Consider the following 17994-nt stretch of genomic DNA (forward strand, 5'->3'; position numbering starts at 1 on the left):
CAGTAATACAATAAAAGCCGTTAACCGTGTCCCCAGGGGATGGAGCACCATTCGCTACGTGGGTTGGGCTCATCACAGGGGGAACACTTCCTCCTCGTGATTGGTACGTCCAGCATGTCGCATAACGAGTTCCCCAGCTCAGACCCCAACTACAATTCGAATCCTTCCACCGGTTCTTTCGGCCCCGTGTACCCGAACCAGGCACCTCAACCCCAACCACAGCCGCAGCCCCAATTCGCTGCGCAGCCGGCACCAACTTTCGCTTACGCAGCCCCGGCGTATCCGCAGCAAAGATCAGGTACTTCCGGCGCAATGATTGCGCTCATTTCAGTGCTGGTCGTGGTCCTGCTGGGCCTGGTTGGCGCGGTACTTTATGTCACCCTGAGTAAAGATGACTCGGTAACTGCTGCCGATACACAGCCAGCTGCCACCACGCAGGTCGCTGCCGATGCTTCGAGCCAGCCCAACCCACCGGTCACGCAGACTGAGACCGTGGTTGTTCAAGATTCGAGTGGCTCATCCGGTAATTCGGGCTCGTCTCGCTCATCGGGCCTGGCTGGCGGCAACCTCTCCAGCGCATGGAAGGGCACGTCCTCAACGAGCGATCCGTTCGTTCGAAATGTACACAGCGCCTACGTCCGCTATCGCAATTCCACCGGCGCGGAATCCGGCACCATCACGGCCTACAGCCCAACGACTGGCCTGACCTACAACATGTGGTGCCGTCCTGCTGGCAGCAACATCAAGTGCACGGGTGGCCGTAACGCAGTGGTGTACATCGGCTAACGCATACCGCCCACCGCCACGGCCACAGCACTCCAGTCCGCGACCTACGCCACAGCGTCGTCTAGGCCGCCGTCTAGGTCGTGGAAAATGGCCCGGTTGAGACGAAATGCCTTTTTCGCCTCGTCAACCACGGCATCTTTGTCGGCATCCGAAATGCCCAGCTCAGACAGACTCTGTCGGTAGCCGTCGCGGTAGGGCTTAATTTTTCCGATCGCGGAGAAGTCATAGAATCGGGTTCCCTCCGCACCGATGCCGTAATGCTTGGCCAGCATGGACGCAATCACCTGACCACCAGAAAGATCGCCCAGGTAGCGAACGTAATGGTGTGCCAATGCGGCGTTGGCGTTGCCGTTGCTTTCGATTTCACGAAGCTCGGCCACGTAGTTCTTTGTCGCCTCCACAGGCGAGATCTTTTCCCGCCAGTCAGGCCCCACCAAATGTTCAAGGTCGGCCGCCAGAGCCTCCAGGCGCTCCAGCTGCGCATCGTAGACCGCTCTGACCTGCGGCGACTCCGCAGTGGACCGCACTGCCTGCTCCAACGCTTCGTACACAAAGTAGAGCTGACCAGTTAGATCGATGGCCGCCTGCGCATTCAGTTCACCCGCAAGCAGCCTCGACATGAAGTCGGAGTTCTCCGCTTCACTGTGGACACCCGCAGTCTCCACTTTGAGTCGCTCTGCCAAGGGCTGAGCAGCCAGCTTGTCATCCTTTTTAATCGTGTTTTCAACCATGATTTTCTTCTTTCTCTGCGAGGTTCGGAGACTGGGGTGAGAGGTTTTTGTCCGCGCGTTGAGGTACCAGCACTGGGTTGCCCGCGGAGTCCTGAAGCACTTCCACACCGATGCCGTAGACTTCGCTGACGGTCTGTGCATCCAGGGTTTCCGCAGGCGGGCCTTGCTTTACGACGCGCCCCTGCGCCACCACCACAACGTGATTGGCATACGCCGCTGCGGCGGACAAATCGTGCAGGACTACAACCACGGCTTTGCCCGCCGCCGCGCGGGCGCGCATCATTCCCATGATTTTTTCGGCGTGGTGGAGGTCCAGAGCCGCGGTCGGTTCGTCGAGAAGTACGACGGGAGTGTCCTGGTAGAACACGCGCGCGCTGTGGACGCGGGCGCGCTCGCCGCCGGAGAGGGTCGGGACTTCCCGGTCAAGGAGGTGCGCGACGTCGCATTCAGTGATGACTTCCGCGAGCAGCTCCTCGTTCGGGCAGCCCCAGGGGTTGCGTCCGAAGTCGATGACCTCGCGGCTGGTGAATGGCACGGACAGTTCTTGGCTCTGCACCAGGACAGCGCGGTAGCGGGCCAGGTCGGCGATGGAGAGCTCGGCAATGGAGTGCTCGCCGATCCGGACGTCGCCGCCGCTGAGCTCATGGTCGCCGGAAAGCGCTGCGAGCAGTGTCGACTTTCCGGCACCATTCGGGCCGACCAGCGCGGTGACTTTTCCGGGCTCGGCGACCACGGAAACATCGTTGAGGATGCGGTGACCATCCAGGGTGATGCTGACATTTTCGGCAGAAATTCCCAGGCCAGAGTGGATTTCCATTAGTGCACCGCCCTCTTCGAACGCAGGAGCAGCCAGAAGAACAGCGGGCCACCGACAATCGAGGTGAGCATTCCCAGCGGCAGGTCCGCACCGGTAATCATGGTGCGGGCCGCGAGGTCGGCCAGCGTTGTGGCCAGCGCCCCGCCGAGGATGCATGCGGGAATCAGCGTGCGATGCGCTGGCCCCAGCAGCAGTCGTGCAGCGTGCGGCACGACCAGGCCGATGAAGACGATGATGCCGGAAAATGCCACTCCAGCCGCCACGACCAGAGACGTGCCGAAAATAATGGCGCGACGCAGCGTAACGACGTTAATACCCAGGTGGCGGGCTTGCGCTTCACCAAGACTCAGAATGTCCAGCTTGCGGTAGCTGACCCACATGGCAATTACGGCCGGAACTGTCACCAGCGTAATGATGACAACCTGCGTCCAGGTGGCGCTGGCAAACGAGCCCATCTGCCAGAACACAATGCGGTCGCGGGCAGCCGTGGAGGCTACGAATGTCAGGAGCGACACCAGACCACCGCAGATAGAGTTCACAGCCACACCGACCAGAATGATTCGGGCGATATCGCGGCCACCGTGCGCATTGGCGGCCACAATAGCCGTGGCCACAGCACCACCGATAAAAGCTGAGACCGCAATGGCCCAGCTGCTGGCGAAGACACTCAACACTCCGCCGAGCACTCCGGAAAGCCCGGCGGCGGTGCCCAAAACTGTGGCGGTGGCAGCGCCGACGGCGGCGCCGGAGGAAACGCCGATGAGGCCGGGTTCGGCAAGCGGGTTGCCGAACACCGCTTGCAGCGCCACACCTGCGAGGGCTAGTCCCGCACCAACGAGGCAGGCCAGCGCGATGCGCGGCAATCGCACTTGCCACAGCACGGTGTCGATGGGCTCTGGCGCGTCACCGAGACCGCCATTGAACACTAGCCTCACCATTGAGCTCAGTGATTCGCCGATGGTGGCGCCGAACTGCCCCACGGAGGCCGACCAACCTATTGCCAGCACAAGCGCTAGGGCGAGCCCAATGAAAACGGCCGCCTGTCTGAACGGACTAGTTTTGTTCGCGGTTGTCTGCATTGCTCAGCCAGTCACTTCCCCGCAGTCTTGTCAGCGCTCACACGAGAGCCTGCACCAGCGCCATCACCTGCACCATCACCAGCACCGCCACCGTAGAGAGCATCCGCAATGGCGCGAATCGCACGCGGCGACTGCGAGTCAAAGGACAGCAGCTGCGAATCGGGCACGTCCACAACGGACTCATTCTGGCCCGCCGGGGTCTGTGCGATGCCCGGGATTTCCTTCAAGCCTTCAATCCCGCCGACGGACTCCAGGCCACCAGACATAACCAGGATGGTGTCTGGAGCCGCAGCGATGAGCGACTCTGGCGTAATCGGCGTGAACGCACCCTCAATACCCACGCCCTCACCGGCATCAACACCGCCGAGACGAGTGATCAGAGAACGCCCACCAGAATCCGGTCCCGCAATCATGGCCACACCGGTTCCGCGCACGTAGAGAATCATCATCTTGCGGCCATCGGCCTTGGCCTGCGCGTACTCGGTCGCAGCCGCCAGCTCCGTGTCCAGGTGCTCCTTCACCGGGCCAACTTGGTCAGCCAGGCCGACTGCGCCCGCGACTTCGTCGATAAGCGTGTTGATCGTCTCAGGAGTGCGCTCGTCCGACACATGGACGACAGTGATTCCCGCTTTTTCAAACGTGTCGAAGACACGGCTAGGGCCAATCGTGCCATCGGTAATGATGAGCTCCGGCTTCAGCTTCATCACCGACTCAGCATTGACTGCATGCCCGCCGATGGTGAGGTTCGGCAAATCCTTTACCGCCGGGAAATCGGAGGTGGCGTCGCGCCCCACCAGACGGTCTCCGAGACCAAGCGTGTAGACCGCACGACTGAGTGCTCCCGCCCGGTCAAGCGTGAGAATACGCTGGTAGTCCTTGTCCGCCGCCGGTTTCGGGTCTTTCAGCAGCACTTCGGGGTTTTCCGAAGGCAGGTTCGCATGCGCGGCACCGTGAGCGGAAATGTTGTCGGCGCGCGGAACCGTCGTCACGCCAGCGCTTGACGACGATGCCCCCTCCCTCGCGGCATCATCGGAACCACAGGCGACTAGTCCTGCGACTAGGACAACACTCAGCAGTGTTCCGGCAAGACTGCGAACGCGACAGGCAGGCACGGTGAACATATTCCCCCTCTGTGAGCTGACGCTGCACGGAGATAGACGACAAAAAGAATGACTAAATAACGACTAACACTAGTAACAAAGAGCTTAGAAAGGACTTTGCTCTACTCACCCAAAGAATCTTAGGCTATCTTTTAGTTCTAGGTTAGCCTACCCTTAAATAAAGATAGTAATTTCTACAGTTTTTCGGAAGGACGTTACCTCCTATGACTACTCGTACACTCCAGCGTCGCGCGGCTTTCCTGGCTATTCCGGCCGTCGCCGCACTTCCACTTCTCGCCGCCTGTGGCGCAGATGACGCGTCCGATGCCGCGCAGGATGCTGCCAACGCCTCGGAAACCACCAGCTCGGCTGCAGATCAAGAAACCGACACCGACGCCAGCGCCGGCGAAGTAACCATGGAGGCCGAGCCGGTCAACGACCTCTCCGAGGGCGATGTCATCTCCGTCGACCTGTCTGGTCTCGACCCCGACTACGGCTACTACGCCGCACTCTGCGCCGCCGAGAAGGCTCCAGGCAACCCCGTCCCGGACTGCACCGGTGACCGCAGTGCCGGCACCCAGTCGCAGCAGTGGATTACCAAGAAGTCCGGCGGCACCACCACCATCGCCGACGACAACACCGCACACTTTGAGCTCAGCGTTGTGCCCACCGGCGAGGCCGTGGACTGCACCCAGCAGGACTGCGTGCTGAAGCTCTTCGGTGACCACAGCGAGGGCTTCGAGGACATCACCGAGATCCCGGTTACTTTCGCAAAGTAGGCCAAACCACACACGCGCAGGCGTCGCAGTCCTAGGCTAAGAGCCATGGAAACCGCCCAGCCTGTGACTGCCAACGACGCGGCAACGCGCCGCATCACACTCCTGCCCGGCGACGGCATCGGCCCCGAAATCACCGATGCCTGCCGAGGACTCATCGCCGATGTCTTCCCCCACTGGGAGCTAACAGAGGCACAAATTGGCTGGTCACAGTGGTGTGCGCACGGCAATCCCGTCCCACAGGAAACCTGGGAAACACTTGCGCGCAGCGATGCCGCTCTGCTCGCGGCGATTACCTCCAAGCCCGCTCGCGAGGCTGAGGAAGAACTAGCACCGCATCTGCGCGATACCGGCCTGACCTACCGCTCCCCTGTTCTCCAGCTGCGCCAGCGCCTCGATCTCTTCACCAACATCCGCCCGGTCACCCTGCCCGGCGCGACTGCCGACTTCACCATCGTTCGCGAAAACACCGAGGGCCTCTACAGCCACGACTATCTCCTTCCGCCTCACGACGCCCCGGCCGACTCCCCGCACCACCACCTGTGGGCAGAGGTGGCAGAGGACTCGACGGTGGCCCGCGCCGTCGATAAGCGTGGCGACGTTGCGGTTTCTTTGCGCGTGACGACGTCCTTTGCGTGGCACCGCCTTGCGCGACAGGCGGCCAAGTTGGCTCTCGCGCGGCAGGCGGCAAACCCCGATTCGGAGGCCACGCCGACGGTGACGATGGCGGACAAACCGAATATCCTGCGGGACTCTGCGCGTGTGATTCGCGGGGCAGTTGAGCAGGTGGCTGAGGAGTATTCGCAGGTCACATTCGATTTTGCCAATGCGGATGCCGTGGCAATGCAGCTAGTGACCGACCCAGCGCGCTTTGATGTCATCATCGCGGAGAACCTCATCGGTGACATCCTCAGTGACATCGGCGCAGGCCTGATTGGCGGGCTGGGGCTGGCGGCATCGGCGAATGTGGGCGACAACTTCGCGGTGTTCGAGCCGGTGCACGGTTCGGCACCTGACATTGCGGGGCATGGCATTGCCAACCCGGCTGCGTTTTTGCTCTCTACGGCTATGTGCGCGGAGCACCTTGGGGCACCGACCTCAGAACTTGCGCCCGCTGCCAAGCTGCGCGAGGCCGTCTACGCCGCGACGCGCACTGCACCGACGCCAGACCTCGGCGGCACTGCGACTACCAGCGAGTTTGTGGCTGCGGTGCGAGCGGAGCTGGGGTTGTAGGCATTGACTCGATTACGAAGCGCAATTAAAGTGGTTGCTATCAATCCCAGCCGTTGACCCTCCGCCGATAAGGAGAGCGCCGATGACTGGGATTACTCATAGGGGGAGGGCCAAGAAATATGAGTAGAAACAGATATAGTGCTGCGCGAGCTGTGCCTTTACGCGAGATCACTACAGCAGTGCTTGTTGATGGTGGCTTTTACCGCAAACGTGCGGCAACACTGTTTGGTCATAAGACCGCAGAAGATCGCGCTGATGAACTGGTCAAGTACTGCCATCGCCATATACGTGAATCGCGCGCTGGACTGTACCGAATCTTTTACTACGACTGCCCACCGTCACAGCGGGTTGTTTATCACCCATTGCTCCAGCAGCAAGTCAACCTTGGTAAAAGTGAACTTTTTACCTGGACCAATGACTTCTTCACTGCATTGGCTAAAAAACGAAGACGATCCTTTACACGTTAACTACACCGGAAAACAGGACCCTGAGGACGACGAAGAAGAGCTCTAGCTCCTACTGGAACTGGCTGAGGTCAATGCCTTCCAGCGGGTCCGACTCGCGGATGTCGTCCTCCGGTGGCAGCGGCACCTCGCAGAGTACAACCGCCGCACCACACGGGTCCTGCACGGTTGCCAGCGGGCCGAACTCGGTGGCCTGCGGGGCAACGAGCACGGAACCGCCCAGTTCCTCAGCCTTGGCGACAGCGGTGTCGATGTTCTCCACGCCAAGGTAGGCCAGCCAGCCAACGAAGCTCTTATCTGCCGCATCGGTCTGTGCAGCAACCGAGCTGGCTACCAAGCCAGCGAACGGCGCCCCGTCTTCCATCGCAACTGCGAAAGTGCCGTGCTCATTCTTGTTGCGCACTGCGATTTCCCAGCCAAAGAAGTTGTGGTAGAAGTCCGCGACCTGCTCAAAGGTCTCCTCCGGGCCTGCGACCAGCTCGAACCACACCGGGGTGCCGGGCTCGCCCGCTGCGATAAAGGCCTGCTCACCCGGCTGTTCCAGCAGCCCAATGAGGCCACCGGCGGGGTCGGAAACGACGGCCATCGTGGATCCGTCGACAAGCGGGGTCGGTTCCTGGAAGACCTCAGCGCCGAGCTCGCGCGCCTTCTCGACGGCACCAGCGGCGGAGTCGACATGGAAATTCACGCGCCACTGGTTGACGAAGGCATCCTCAGCGTCCTTATCGGCCTCAAGCAGCACCGACACCGGCATTCCGGACAGCATGGCAACGCGGCGACCAGCGGATGCCTCGCGGGCATCCTCATGGATTGGCGCGGTATTGCGATAAGCCCACCCGAGAACGCCGCGGTAGAAGCGCTCGGTCTTACGCGGTGCGGCGGAGAGCAGATCTACGCGCAGGGGCATGCCAAATTCGGCGGGAAATGCGGGCATGAGTTACAAGTTCCTCCACTTTTCAGGATCAAAGTCATCGTCGGCGGTGGCCTCATCAAAGTAGTCATCATCGACTTCATCGGCGGTGGCCACGCGTGCCGACATACCGGCAACAGAGACGACGTCCCCTGGACGCAGCACCTTGCCACGGCGAGTGTCGACCTCACCGTTCACGCTGACCTGGCCCTCGGCAATGAGTTCCTTGGCCAGACCGCCCGTTTCCACCAGGTTTGCCAACTTCAGGAATTGCCCGAGACGGATAGACTCGTCCCGGATTGCGACATCGATAGGCTCCATGTCCTTAAGTGTGTCATACCCGGTGAAAATGGTCGGAGTTTGGTTCGGGTCTGGTTCGGGTTTGGAGGCTTGGGAGACCTGGGCGCCACCCCATTTAAACTTCTGTTTCGATAAAAACCTCGAACCGCGACGCGGATGAGGCAGCACACCCTAACATCGTTCTCATGTCTAATTCACGGTCCCCGAAGTGGCTCCGGATTGCCAGCGAAGCGCCACCCCGCCCTCCGCTGCGCCATATTATCGCCGCCTCGGTAGCCGTGAGCCTGCCGCTGATGACCCTGGCACTCATCTCAACTTCTGTCTCTGACCTGCTATTTTTGCCCCCTATTGGCGCTGCCATGGCACTTATCGTCGGTGCGCCCAACTTGCCTCTGGCTCAGCCACGAAATGTGGTGGTCGGACACCTCATCGGCTGCACGACTGGCATCGCAATTCTGCACATGTTGGGTTCGACCATCATTGCTGCAGCGGTTGCCGCCGGCGTTGCCTTCGCGCTCATGCTTCTTGCTCGCGCGGCTCACTCCCCTGCCACCGCTACCGCTATGGTCACCGTGCTAATGCCACACGGCCATGGGCTTGCCAACGACTTCCGCTTCATAGGCTTCATTTTCGCTTCGTCGATCATGATCGTGGTGCTTGGCATCCTCGCAAATCGACTGCGCGGCCTTCGGTATCCCACCTACTGGTGGTAGGTGAATTCGCAGTCACGCACTCCGGCTAAATACGGCTATCAGTGGGATAATGACACTCATGCCAAAGCAGTGGATTAACAACACGACGACCGAAAAGATTGTCATCGTCGGCGCTGGTGGTTTTGGCCGAAACGTGGTCAGCTTCATCAAGGACATCAACGACTACGCAGCAGCCAACGGCCTACCACCGCAGTGGGAAATCCTAGGCATTATTGATGATGGCACCCCAGATATGACCTTTTTCCACAAAATGGGCGTGCAACTCTTGGGCAAAACCGAAATCCTCGCTGACTTGCCCGAGGGGGTCTACTACACAGTCGCAATCGGCAGCGGCGCAGCTCGACGTTCGATTGTGCAACGCGCAGATACCGAAGGGCTCGTGCCTGCGACTCTGGTCCACCCAGACACCAGCATTGGCGCGCTGGTCTCGCTCGGAGAGGGCACGGTCATCTGCCCCGGAGCGCGCCTGACCTGCAATATTGAGGTAGGCAAGCACGCCCAAATCAATATGAATGTCACGATTGGCCACGATGCGGTGCTGCGGGACTACTGCACAATCTTCCCGCTCAATGCCGTGTCGGGCTTTGTCACGCTTGGCGAAGCCTGCACCCTAGGCGCCAACTCCGTAATCAACCCCGGCCTCACCGTTGGCGAGGGAGCGTACATCGGATCCGGAGCCGCAGTTACTAGCGATGTCGATGACTACACCGTTGTCGCCGGTGTTCCTGCAAGTGTGATTAAGAACCTGCGCTAGCCGAGACGTCCTTCTCCGCCGAATTCTCATCCGACGAACCGGTGAACTCGGTCATAGTCACTTGCCCCTCTTCCGAGATCCCTTCACGCTTGAGCACCACCAAGATCGTGTCAAGCAGAATCTTTGCATCGAGCAGTAGCGACCAATTATCCACGTACTGCACGTCGTACTCGAAACGTTCTTCCCAGGTGATGCCATTGCGGCCCGACACCTGGGCAAGCCCCGTAATTCCCGGTGGCACCTCATGGCGGCGTGCTTGGCGCGGCGAATAGCGCTCTAGGTACTTCATTCGCAGCGGACGCGGGCCAACGAGGCTCATGTCGCCACGCAGAACGTTAAAGAGCTCCGGGAGTTCGTCCAAGCTTGTGGACCGAAGGAATTTTCCCACCTCGGTGAGGCGGGACGCATCGTCGACAAGCCCCTTTGCCGGATTGACGTGGTGCATCGTCCGGAACTTGAGGATATTAAACGGCTTACCATCCTGGCCCGGGCGTTCCTGGCGGAATAGGACTGGCTTTCCCATGGAAAGTCGCACTGCCAGAGCCGTAGCGCCCATAACTGGCGACAGCACAATCAAGCCCGCTGCAGATGCCGCGATGTCGACGCCACGCTTAATTACCCGTTGCGCGCGGATGCTCAGTGAATCCATTGGTTATCTCCTATTTTTCGTTGAACATTTCGCGCAGAAGCTTTTCGGCACGCGCATCGACTTCCGCATTGGAACGGTTCCTGACCAGCCATCCGATTGCACCCACTGCACCGGCCGCGGCAAACGACGCTGCCGCAACGCGCAGTTTCTTGTGGTCATTCTGGTTGTCAGGCGCACTTTGCTTGACGACGGCCACCGCTGGCTCCAGCTCCGGCACAACCGGCTCCGCGGTATCGGTGACCATGACTGGTTCGGGCTCGGCTGCGGGTTCTGGTTGCGGCTCCAGCTCTGGTTCTGCCAATGCTGTGTCCTGCGCGCGGCGCCGTAGGCTCAGCATTGTAAATGCTGCTGCAAAGCCAAATAGCCATAGCGAACGGGAATCGTAGTAGTAGCCGGAAAAAACCTGTGCCACAAGAACCGCTAACGCCACAGCTGCGGTCAGACCAGCTTGAAGAAACTTGAATAGGTGGCGACAGGCGATTGCCAGCACAACCAGCACAATCACAAACAGGCCGATACCTATGACACCCGCTTCAGATCCGACTGTGTAGAAGATATTGTGCGGATGCTCCAATGGACGTGAAGACCTCGGTGTCGACAGCACAACGAAGCTATGCAGGCCTCCACCAAAGATGCGGTGTTCACCCATGATTCGGAAAGCTTCATCATGGAGATGACCGCGTCCGGAATCATGTTCTTTTTCGAAGGTCAACTGGATAAAGCGCGTCTTAAAGTACTCTTCAATCTCGGTACCTGCGATGAACCGCGAGTATCCATACGCGACCGCTGCGGCGACTGCGACGTAAAAAACAGTCGCCCACTTCCAACCCCAGTGAAAAAACACAGCTATAGCGGTAAAGAGGACTACCACGGTGGTAGCAACCAGTACACCGCGGCTTCCCGACGCAACGAGACCGTAAGCAAATGGTGCAGCGAACAAGAGAGCTGCCCACATGAACTTACGCCACAGCATGAAAAACACAGCTGCCGCGATGCCGTACAGCATGAAACGGGCAAAGACATTCGGTCCACCGCCGAACGCCGTCATGCGCCCGACATATTTCGGACCAGTAATGCCACCGTAGAGAAAAATAAGCGAGCAAATGACTACTGCTAACCACAGCCATACCAGTGCCTGAGGATGCAAATAGAACAGTATTGCTGACATCGTGGCGATGAGCCCAAGCGTTATCAACGCAGTAACGACAGGAGCAACTTCGGCAGCTTCGGGGGCCCACAGTCCGGACAGCATCATCCAGAACAACCAGGCATAGAAAGCCACTAATGCCCACACGGCCATCGGCCACTGCTTTACATTGCCAGCGCCTTTCATCGCATTCAGCCAACTCTGGCGCTGCGCTTCTGGGGTGCCGATGGCGGTAAGGATTGCAACGATTACCAAAATCGGCAATGCAAGAGAGAGATTAGGAAGCGCCGAAGAGACGTCCTTCATCGTCGTGTCGCCAACGTAGAGGACACCAGCAAACATTCCCGCGGCCACCACAATAAACAGCGACTGCAGTATTGGTTTTCGCTGTTTTACAGTTTCTCCAGCTACCTCTGTAGAAGTCATCCCAGCACTTCCTTCAAAACACCTATCACCCGCGCGACGTCGTCATCGTCCAGCGCCGGACCACTAGGAAGAGTAATGCCACGGGAGAAAAGATTCTCAGCGGTGCCGTTGATGGTCGCTCGCGCGCCTTCATACACCGGCTGTAGGTGCATGGGCTTCCACAGGTGACGAGCCTCAATGTTGGCCTCACCCAGTGCTGCAACCACGCTGTCTGGGCTCAGGACGCCCTTATCGACGGCCTCCTGCGGCAACACAATTGAGGTCAGCCAGCAGTTCTCGGTGAAACGCTCGTCGGAGTCAGAGAGCAAGCGGGTACCTTTACCAGGGGCATCGTCGTCAAGCGAGGCGAGCAAATCGATGTACGCATCACGAATCTGGCGGCGGCGAGCGATCATGTCGTCCAGACGCGAGTGCTGCGCCCGCCCCAGTGCGGCGAGCAGACTGGACAGGCGGTAGTTGTAGCCGATTTCGGTGTGTTCGTACCAGGCGACGGGCTGACGCGCCTGCGTGGAGAGGTAGCGCGCGCGGGCGATGAGGTCAGCATCGTTGGACAGCAGCATGCCACCGCCGGAGGTGGTCATGATTTTGTTGCCGTTGAAAGACAGCGCGGCGGCACGGCCGAAACTGCCGGCCGGCTGACCATGGACGCTGGCACCGAGCGCCTCGGCGGCGTCCTCGATGAGCGCGATGCCGAGTTCTTCCAGGCGTGGCGCGAAGGCCGGGTAATCGGCGCAGCGGCCAAAGAGGTCCACAATCATCACGGCGGGAACGCTCTTGCCCTCGGCAAGCAGCTCATCGACGGTGCGGAGCAGCAGCTCAGGGTCGATGTTTCCGTCCTCTGCGGCATCGACGAACACCGGCGTAGCACCAACGTAAGCAATGGCGTTGGTCGTGGCCGCGAAGGTCATGGTGGAAACCGGAATGTAGTCACCTTCACCGATCCCCAGCGCAAGCAGCGCCAAGTGCAGACCAGCGGTGCCAGACGACAGCGCGAGCGCGAGCTCAACACCGCAGCGCTTGGCAATCTCCGCTTCAAACGCGTCTACTTCGGGGCCCAACGGAGCCACCCAACCAGAGTGGAGCGCGCGAACGACGGCCTGTTCTTCTGCTTCGGTGACTGTCGCGAGCGAAAGGAAGATCCGCTCATTGGGCTTGTTAGCGTCGGCGTTAGTCATTACTTCTGCACCTTTCGGACGCGGTTGAGTACCTCGATGAGCTGGTTGTACAGGCTGTCACGGGCAAAACGCTTCTCACCCAGTTCGCGGTTTCGCTGTCCCGCTGCGCGCATCTCATCGCGGTCGGAGATGATCTCAGCGAATCGCTTGGCCGCGGTCGGAATATCGCGCGAGAGACGCCAACCGGCATCGTGCTCGGTTGCGGCTTCCTCCAGCCAGCCACCATGGTTGAACACCACCGGACGCGATGCGGCCATGGCATCGAAGACCTTGTTCAGGGAGTTGCCCTCCAGGCAGGGGTCATCACGCAGCGGCGATAGCGCGATATCGGCGGCAGACACGTACTTGGCGACATCTTCCTTCGGCTGACGGCCGAGGAACATCGCATCGGCATCGAGGCCAGCGTCCTTGGCGCGCTGGTACAACGCATCCGAGTCGCTTCCCTGTCCCAGCAGGACAAAACGCACATTCTCCACGCCATCACGACGCAGCTGCGCCGCCAAATCCACAAGCCACTCCAGCTGGTAGGACATGCCAAAACCACCGGCATAGACAGCTACCACGTCATCGCCCCAGCCCTGCTCCTTTCGGAAAGCTGTACGCTGCTCGGCCGGGACATCAAAGCGCTCAAAGTCCGACGCATTCGGAATGACGGTCACGCGCTTCTTCGGAGCGACCTCTTTGACGCCATCGGCCATCGACGGCGACAGCGCCACGACCTCGCTCGATGCCGCATAAAATGCCTTCTCCAGCTGCTTGGCCAAGAAAATTGCCACCGGATTATTGAGGTAGCCCAACTTGATCGGCACCTCTGGCCACAGGTCACGGATCTCCGCCACCAACGGCGCACGCTGGGTAAACTTCGCCACGATTCCCGGAACCGCCACAGTCAGCGGGGTCGAGGACGCGTAGATCACGTCGGCAGGCACACGGGCAGCGACCGCGGAGGCGCGCACCAGGAAGTTCAAGAAACTGACGATACGCTCGCGCTTCGACATTTCATTGCGGTACGGAATCGCTAGACGACGCACGTGGATACCATCAACCGTTTTATCCATGGCCTCATCGCGACCACAGATCATTGTCACCTCGTGGCCTGCGGCGGCCATTCGTCGGGCAAACTCGTAGGGTCGGGAACCACCCGGCTCACCGGGGAGAACAAAGTGCTGGTGGATATAAGTGATTCGCATTGTTTAGGCTTCCTCGATTACGTCGACGGGGAGTTCTTCGGTGGTAGTTGATGGATTCTTCTGGCCTCCGCTTGGCTGCATCAGCGCCACTGCTGCAACAGCGGCTGCTGCAAAGTAGACAATTGCGCTGGTCCACGCGAGACCGAGGGCGTCTCCGAGAAGAATGCCCATCGGGTAACAAATGACAGCGATAACGGCGGAAATGAGCTCCACTCGGCCAATTCGACGGGGATTGTCGCTGCCGAGAATTTCACCGCACAGGTGTCGGTAGCAGCCGAGCACCACGGCCGCGATAGTCAGTGGCAGCACCAACTCCCGGGAAGGCTCAAACTCATGGCCGAATACCGGCACGATGAGGAAGTAGAGTGCCACCCCACCGAGCGCACCAAGTGCTCCGTACGCTGCAGTGACTATGCCAAGGTGTCGGAGCACACGAGATGGGGTGAGTTCGCGACCCCTCTGGTCGCTGGTGCGCTGATCGGCGACTGACTGCGCGATCCAGTACAGCGGTTCCGTCGCCGTCGCCACGACTACAAAAAGACCTAACGACGCCGGTGAGGCCAGCGCCGGCAGCAAAACGCGACCCAAGCGTGTGGTCGTCAACGGCCCCAGACCCGATGCGATGAATGGGGCATTTGTTCGTGCCGTCTCTGCCACTCCGCCAACACGGGAATCGGTGTGTTTGCGTGACTTCGCTAGCGACCAGATTGCCAGTGGCAGTGCCGGGAAGATATAGGCCGCAGCCCACCAGCGCCAGTCCTCGACTCCGGCGAAATAGAGCGCAGCGCTTATTAGCAGTACTGAGCCCTGAAAACCGACGAATACTGCGACGAAGAAGGACACTCGATGGCGGCTGATAGCCATGGCACGGACCATGGAAAATGACACGGTAACCAAGGCGACGACGCCGGCCATTGCCGTCCACGGTCCGTAGACGACTCCTGCGATGGCACAGGCAATCAGAGCGACCACAGTCATGGCGAAACCACTCGGAATGAGACCGTGGTCGTAATCATCGCGGCGCAGCAAAAGCCGATCGGCCCCAAATCCGACGAATGGCGCCACAATATAGGCGAACTGCAAAACGGTAGCGACCTCGCCTCGACCGGCGGGCCCCAGCACTCGCGCGGAAAGAATACTGACCACAAAGGCGACGACTGCGGCGAGCGCTGAAGCTGCCGAAATCGTCGCAACTGTTCGAACTCTTTGCGCCAGCTGCCCGGAGTTAGAGGAGCTGGTGGTTGTCACGGTGGGGAGTCATCCTAACTATTTTGCTTTCGAGCTAGCGGTTGCAAGTGATTGTGCACCGGTGGGATGCGCCTCAATACTGCTTTGCGCCCCACCGTGCTCTGCAAGCCAACGACGTGCAGCATCGTGATTATGTGTGCACGGGAGAATCCGCGAATTCAGCCGTTCCGGCTCAACACGTACCTCAGTGATTAGCGGATGACGATCACCGATCTTGGGAACCTCGCGGTCATCAACCAAGTCCTCGGAGATTTTCTCACCGTCACGAAGACCCGTGTAGACAATCTCTACGTCTGCGTCATGGAGCCTAATGAGGTTCTCCGCCAGCTCAGCAATCTTGACCGGCTTACCCATCTCCAGCACCAGAGTCTCACCGGACTCTGCAATAACGGTAGCCTGCAGCACCAGCTGCGATGCCTCCGGAATGGTCATGAAGTAGCGCTGAACGTCAGGATGCGTCACCGTCACCGGGCCGCCCTCTTCAATCTGACGCTGGAAAGTCGTAATGACCGAACCGCGCGAGCCAAACACGTTACCGAAGCGGACAGATGCCCAGACACCTTCGTGAGTTTTCCCCATGTGCGCAGTCAGACGTTCCGCAGCGCGCTTGGATTCACCCAGAATCGAGGCCGGGTTCGCAGCCTTGTCCGTGGAAATATTAATAACGGTTGAAACGTTAGCCGCAGCCGCTGCATCCAGGACGTTCTGGGTTCCGATGACATTGGTTTGCACTGCTTCTGCAGGGTAGCTCTCCAGCAGTGGCAGGTGCTTGAGAGCTGCAGCATGGTAGACAACATCGGGCTTGCGCTCGGTGAAGATTTGCGTCAGCATCTCCGCGTCACGGATATCAGCCAGGACGGTATCGGAGCCGTCGAGAAGCGCCGAACCCGTCAGCGACAGCTGCGTGGCATGCAAGCCGCCCTCATCGCGATCCAGCATGATCAGTTCTGCCGGCTCAAAGCGGTGAACCTGTCGGCAGATTTCCGAACCGATAGAACCTCCAGCGCCGGTGACCAGCACCTTCTTACCGCGGATTATGGAAGCGACCTTGGATTCATCCAGGTGCAGAGGCTGACGGCCAATGAGGTCGGCGATGTTAATTTCGCGCACCTGCGAGGTAGCGACAGCACCACGGTGGCGCGAGTACTCTTCCACCGGCGGCAGAATGAGCAGGCGCAGCGACGATTCCTCACAAATGTGGTTGAGGACGTTGATGCACTCAGTGGACAGTGGCTCATCAGTCGCAATGATGACCGACTGCGCCGAAGTGCGCGATGCGAGCTCACCCAGCTGATCAATTCCACGAACCACGCGGAGACCATGGATACGAGAAATATGGTTCTCGCCGCTTTCTTTGGGATCGACGATTCCAACCAAGTGGAAGCGGTTCTCACGGGAGATACCGGAATCCGTAAGGCTGTTAATAAAGAATTTGGCTCGACGGCCTGCACCGAGAACAATCAAGCGATCATCCGTCTGACGGGAGCCAAAGTTGTTGGTAATCCAGCGAGCGAGAGTTCGGGTATAGATACTTGCCAAAGTTGCGACACAGCCGCCTGCGAACGGAACGTACCACGCAATTTCCGGGAAGGTCTTCAGGATTTGAGCTACCCCAGTGGCTGCGGTAGCGCCGCCCATGCTGATGCTCAGCAGAACAATATCTTCAGTTCGACTGCCGGGCCATACGCGTTGTGGGTTGGTGTACTCCCCGAGCAGCAGGCCGAGCAGGACGATGACGGCCACGGCGACAGCGACAACCAAAAAATTAGTGCCTGATATTTCAGAGAAAGATACCAATTCACCGCGGACGATTCCGTTAGCGGCGGACAGCGCAATCAGCCAGGCGAGTACGTCAAATACGCACCAGGCGAGCTGCTTCCAGTCTCGGATAAACATTCTTATGCCTTTTACTGCTGGTTAAATTTTCTTACGCACAATGCGTTCCACAGGCTTGGCATACTATGCGATATGAACTACATTTACAGCCCCCTACTACAAAGGGCTACCCCATCGTTCGGGTAGCCAAAAAGCCACCTTTACCACTCATCATTCTCCCTGGTAAAACAACGTTTCACCAACTGTTTACTGAAGCTTCAATCTGTTTACATTCATCTAACTAGCTGTACAAACTAGCTTCTAACGTAACCACTTCCTGACGATTGCAATTAATGCACAATCACCTCTTTATTGAGATATTTATTCAAGGAAGTATTTGCGTGAATACTCAAACAATCGTTTTTGACAAAAGGGTTACACTTCCCCGTGAGCACATCATCAATGCGTCGGGCACGCGCTTTCATCACCCGGAAGCCCTTCCTTGCTGCCCTGATGCTGATTCAAAACCGGATGGGTCAGACACAGAAGACCACACAGTTCTGGCAGGCCCACAAAAACGGCGAAGACCCGACCAAATAAAAGCACTCTTACATGCGCCCATATTAAATGCGCACCCAGTATGCGTATTATTGATATATGTCGTCGCACGCCACACCAGAA

At 59.1% G+C, this 17994-nt stretch carries 19 protein-coding genes; 7 read left to right on the forward strand and 12 right to left on the reverse strand.

All coding sequences use genetic code 11. The annotated features are described in order from the left end of the window. Nucleotides 1-96: 96 nt before the first annotated feature. A complete protein-coding gene (locus HMPREF2751_RS08265) occupies nucleotides 97-786 on the forward strand; it encodes a hypothetical protein (RefSeq protein ID WP_246823203.1) in 690 nt (229 codons plus the stop codon). 44 nt (nucleotides 787-830) lie between these two features. Here the strand turns inward: HMPREF2751_RS08265 and HMPREF2751_RS08270 are convergent, their stop codons facing one another. The 4 genes from HMPREF2751_RS08270 to HMPREF2751_RS08285 are packed head-to-tail and all read right to left on the reverse strand — an operon-like array spanning nucleotide 831 to nucleotide 4534. After that, nucleotides 831-1517: a biliverdin-producing heme oxygenase gene (locus tag HMPREF2751_RS08270; protein ID WP_070595848.1), complete on the reverse strand. Its 687-nt coding sequence runs from the start codon at nucleotides 1515-1517 to the stop codon at nucleotides 831-833. After that, nucleotides 1510-2334 carry a heme ABC transporter ATP-binding protein gene (locus HMPREF2751_RS08275; protein ID WP_016421809.1) on the reverse strand — a complete coding sequence of 275 codons (825 nt, stop codon included), beginning with the start codon at nucleotides 2332-2334 and terminating at the stop codon, nucleotides 1510-1512. Before HMPREF2751_RS08275 ends, HMPREF2751_RS08270 begins: the two co-directional genes overlap by 8 nt. Further along, nucleotides 2334-3413: a FecCD family ABC transporter permease gene (locus HMPREF2751_RS08280; protein WP_016421808.1), complete on the reverse strand. Its 1080-nt coding sequence runs from the start codon at nucleotides 3411-3413 to the stop codon at nucleotides 2334-2336. The genes HMPREF2751_RS08275 and HMPREF2751_RS08280 overlap by 1 nt, the downstream gene beginning before the upstream one ends. Before the next feature lie 11 nt (nucleotides 3414-3424). Then, complete coding sequence (locus tag HMPREF2751_RS08285) at nucleotides 3425-4534, reverse strand: heme/hemin ABC transporter substrate-binding protein (RefSeq protein WP_070595849.1); 1110 nt, start codon at nucleotides 4532-4534, stop codon at nucleotides 3425-3427. A 203-nt stretch (nucleotides 4535-4737) separates the two neighbouring features. Here HMPREF2751_RS08285 and HMPREF2751_RS08290 point away from each other — a divergent pair, with 203 nt between their 5' ends. The 3 genes from HMPREF2751_RS08290 to HMPREF2751_RS08300 all read left to right on the forward strand — a co-directional run bounded on the left by HMPREF2751_RS08290 (nucleotide 4738) and on the right by HMPREF2751_RS08300 (nucleotide 6989). Beyond that, nucleotides 4738-5292: a neocarzinostatin apoprotein domain-containing protein gene (locus HMPREF2751_RS08290; RefSeq protein ID WP_016421806.1), complete on the forward strand. Its 555-nt coding sequence runs from the start codon at nucleotides 4738-4740 to the stop codon at nucleotides 5290-5292. A 45-nt stretch (nucleotides 5293-5337) separates the two neighbouring features. Beyond that, on the forward strand, nucleotides 5338-6522 hold the full coding sequence (locus tag HMPREF2751_RS08295) for an isocitrate/isopropylmalate family dehydrogenase (protein ID WP_070595850.1): 1185 nt from the start codon (nucleotides 5338-5340) through the stop codon (nucleotides 6520-6522). 119 nt (nucleotides 6523-6641) lie between these two features. After that, complete coding sequence (locus HMPREF2751_RS08300) at nucleotides 6642-6989, forward strand: PIN domain-containing protein (RefSeq protein ID WP_246823205.1); 348 nt, start codon at nucleotides 6642-6644, stop codon at nucleotides 6987-6989. Between the two features lie 49 nt (nucleotides 6990-7038). Here HMPREF2751_RS08300 and HMPREF2751_RS08305 read toward each other — a convergent pair whose 3' ends face one another. Next, a complete protein-coding gene (locus HMPREF2751_RS08305) occupies nucleotides 7039-7920 on the reverse strand; it encodes a VOC family protein (RefSeq protein ID WP_048731998.1) in 882 nt (293 codons plus the stop codon). Nucleotides 7921-7923: 3 nt separating this feature from the next. Next, nucleotides 7924-8217, reverse strand: coding sequence for an RNA-binding S4 domain-containing protein (locus tag HMPREF2751_RS08310; protein ID WP_005510922.1), 294 nt, complete (start codon nucleotides 8215-8217; stop codon nucleotides 7924-7926). Nucleotides 8218-8381: 164 nt separating this feature from the next. On the opposite strand from HMPREF2751_RS08310, the gene HMPREF2751_RS08315 reads away from it, so the two are divergent. Beyond that, nucleotides 8382-8909, forward strand: a complete 528-nt coding sequence (locus HMPREF2751_RS08315; protein ID WP_070595852.1) for an HPP family protein — start codon at nucleotides 8382-8384, stop codon at nucleotides 8907-8909. Between the two features lie 58 nt (nucleotides 8910-8967). Beyond that, on the forward strand, nucleotides 8968-9663 hold the full coding sequence (locus tag HMPREF2751_RS08320; RefSeq protein ID WP_070595853.1) for a NeuD/PglB/VioB family sugar acetyltransferase: 696 nt from the start codon (nucleotides 8968-8970) through the stop codon (nucleotides 9661-9663). Here the strand turns inward: HMPREF2751_RS08320 and HMPREF2751_RS08325 are convergent. The 6 genes from HMPREF2751_RS08325 to HMPREF2751_RS08350 are packed head-to-tail and all read right to left on the reverse strand — an operon-like array spanning nucleotide 9647 to nucleotide 17394. Next, nucleotides 9647-10312: a sugar transferase gene (locus HMPREF2751_RS08325; protein WP_070595854.1), complete on the reverse strand. Its 666-nt coding sequence runs from the start codon at nucleotides 10310-10312 to the stop codon at nucleotides 9647-9649. The genes HMPREF2751_RS08320 and HMPREF2751_RS08325 overlap by 17 nt on opposite strands. 10 nt (nucleotides 10313-10322) lie before the next feature. Next, on the reverse strand, nucleotides 10323-11885 hold the full coding sequence (locus tag HMPREF2751_RS08330) for an O-antigen ligase family protein (protein WP_070595855.1): 1563 nt from the start codon (nucleotides 11883-11885) through the stop codon (nucleotides 10323-10325). Next, entirely contained in the window at nucleotides 11882-13060 is a 1179-nt protein-coding gene (locus HMPREF2751_RS08335; protein ID WP_070595856.1) for a DegT/DnrJ/EryC1/StrS family aminotransferase, read from the reverse strand. The genes HMPREF2751_RS08330 and HMPREF2751_RS08335 overlap by 4 nt, the downstream gene beginning before the upstream one ends. After that, nucleotides 13060-14250 carry a glycosyltransferase family 4 protein gene (locus tag HMPREF2751_RS08340; protein WP_070595857.1) on the reverse strand — a complete coding sequence of 397 codons (1191 nt, stop codon included), beginning with the start codon at nucleotides 14248-14250 and terminating at the stop codon, nucleotides 13060-13062. The genes HMPREF2751_RS08335 and HMPREF2751_RS08340 overlap by 1 nt, the downstream gene beginning before the upstream one ends. Nucleotides 14251-14253: 3 nt before the next feature. Then, nucleotides 14254-15498, reverse strand: coding sequence for a lipopolysaccharide biosynthesis protein (locus HMPREF2751_RS08345; protein WP_070595858.1), 1245 nt, complete (start codon nucleotides 15496-15498; stop codon nucleotides 14254-14256). 18 nt (nucleotides 15499-15516) lie between these two features. Further along, nucleotides 15517-17394 (reverse strand): polysaccharide biosynthesis protein, encoded by a 1878-nt coding sequence (locus HMPREF2751_RS08350; protein ID WP_070595859.1) that lies wholly within the window; start codon nucleotides 17392-17394, stop codon nucleotides 15517-15519. A gap of 366 nt (nucleotides 17395-17760) precedes the next feature. On the opposite strand from HMPREF2751_RS08350, the gene HMPREF2751_RS10830 reads away from it, so the two are divergent. Beyond that, entirely contained in the window at nucleotides 17761-17913 is a 153-nt protein-coding gene (locus tag HMPREF2751_RS10830) for a hypothetical protein (RefSeq protein WP_161798520.1), read from the forward strand. Nucleotides 17914-17994 lie beyond the last annotated feature (81 nt).

The sequence above is a fragment of the Corynebacterium sp. HMSC063G05 genome, from assembly GCF_001810555.1.
In the GTDB taxonomy this organism is placed as follows: domain Bacteria; phylum Actinomycetota; class Actinomycetes; order Mycobacteriales; family Mycobacteriaceae; genus Corynebacterium; species Corynebacterium jeikeium_D.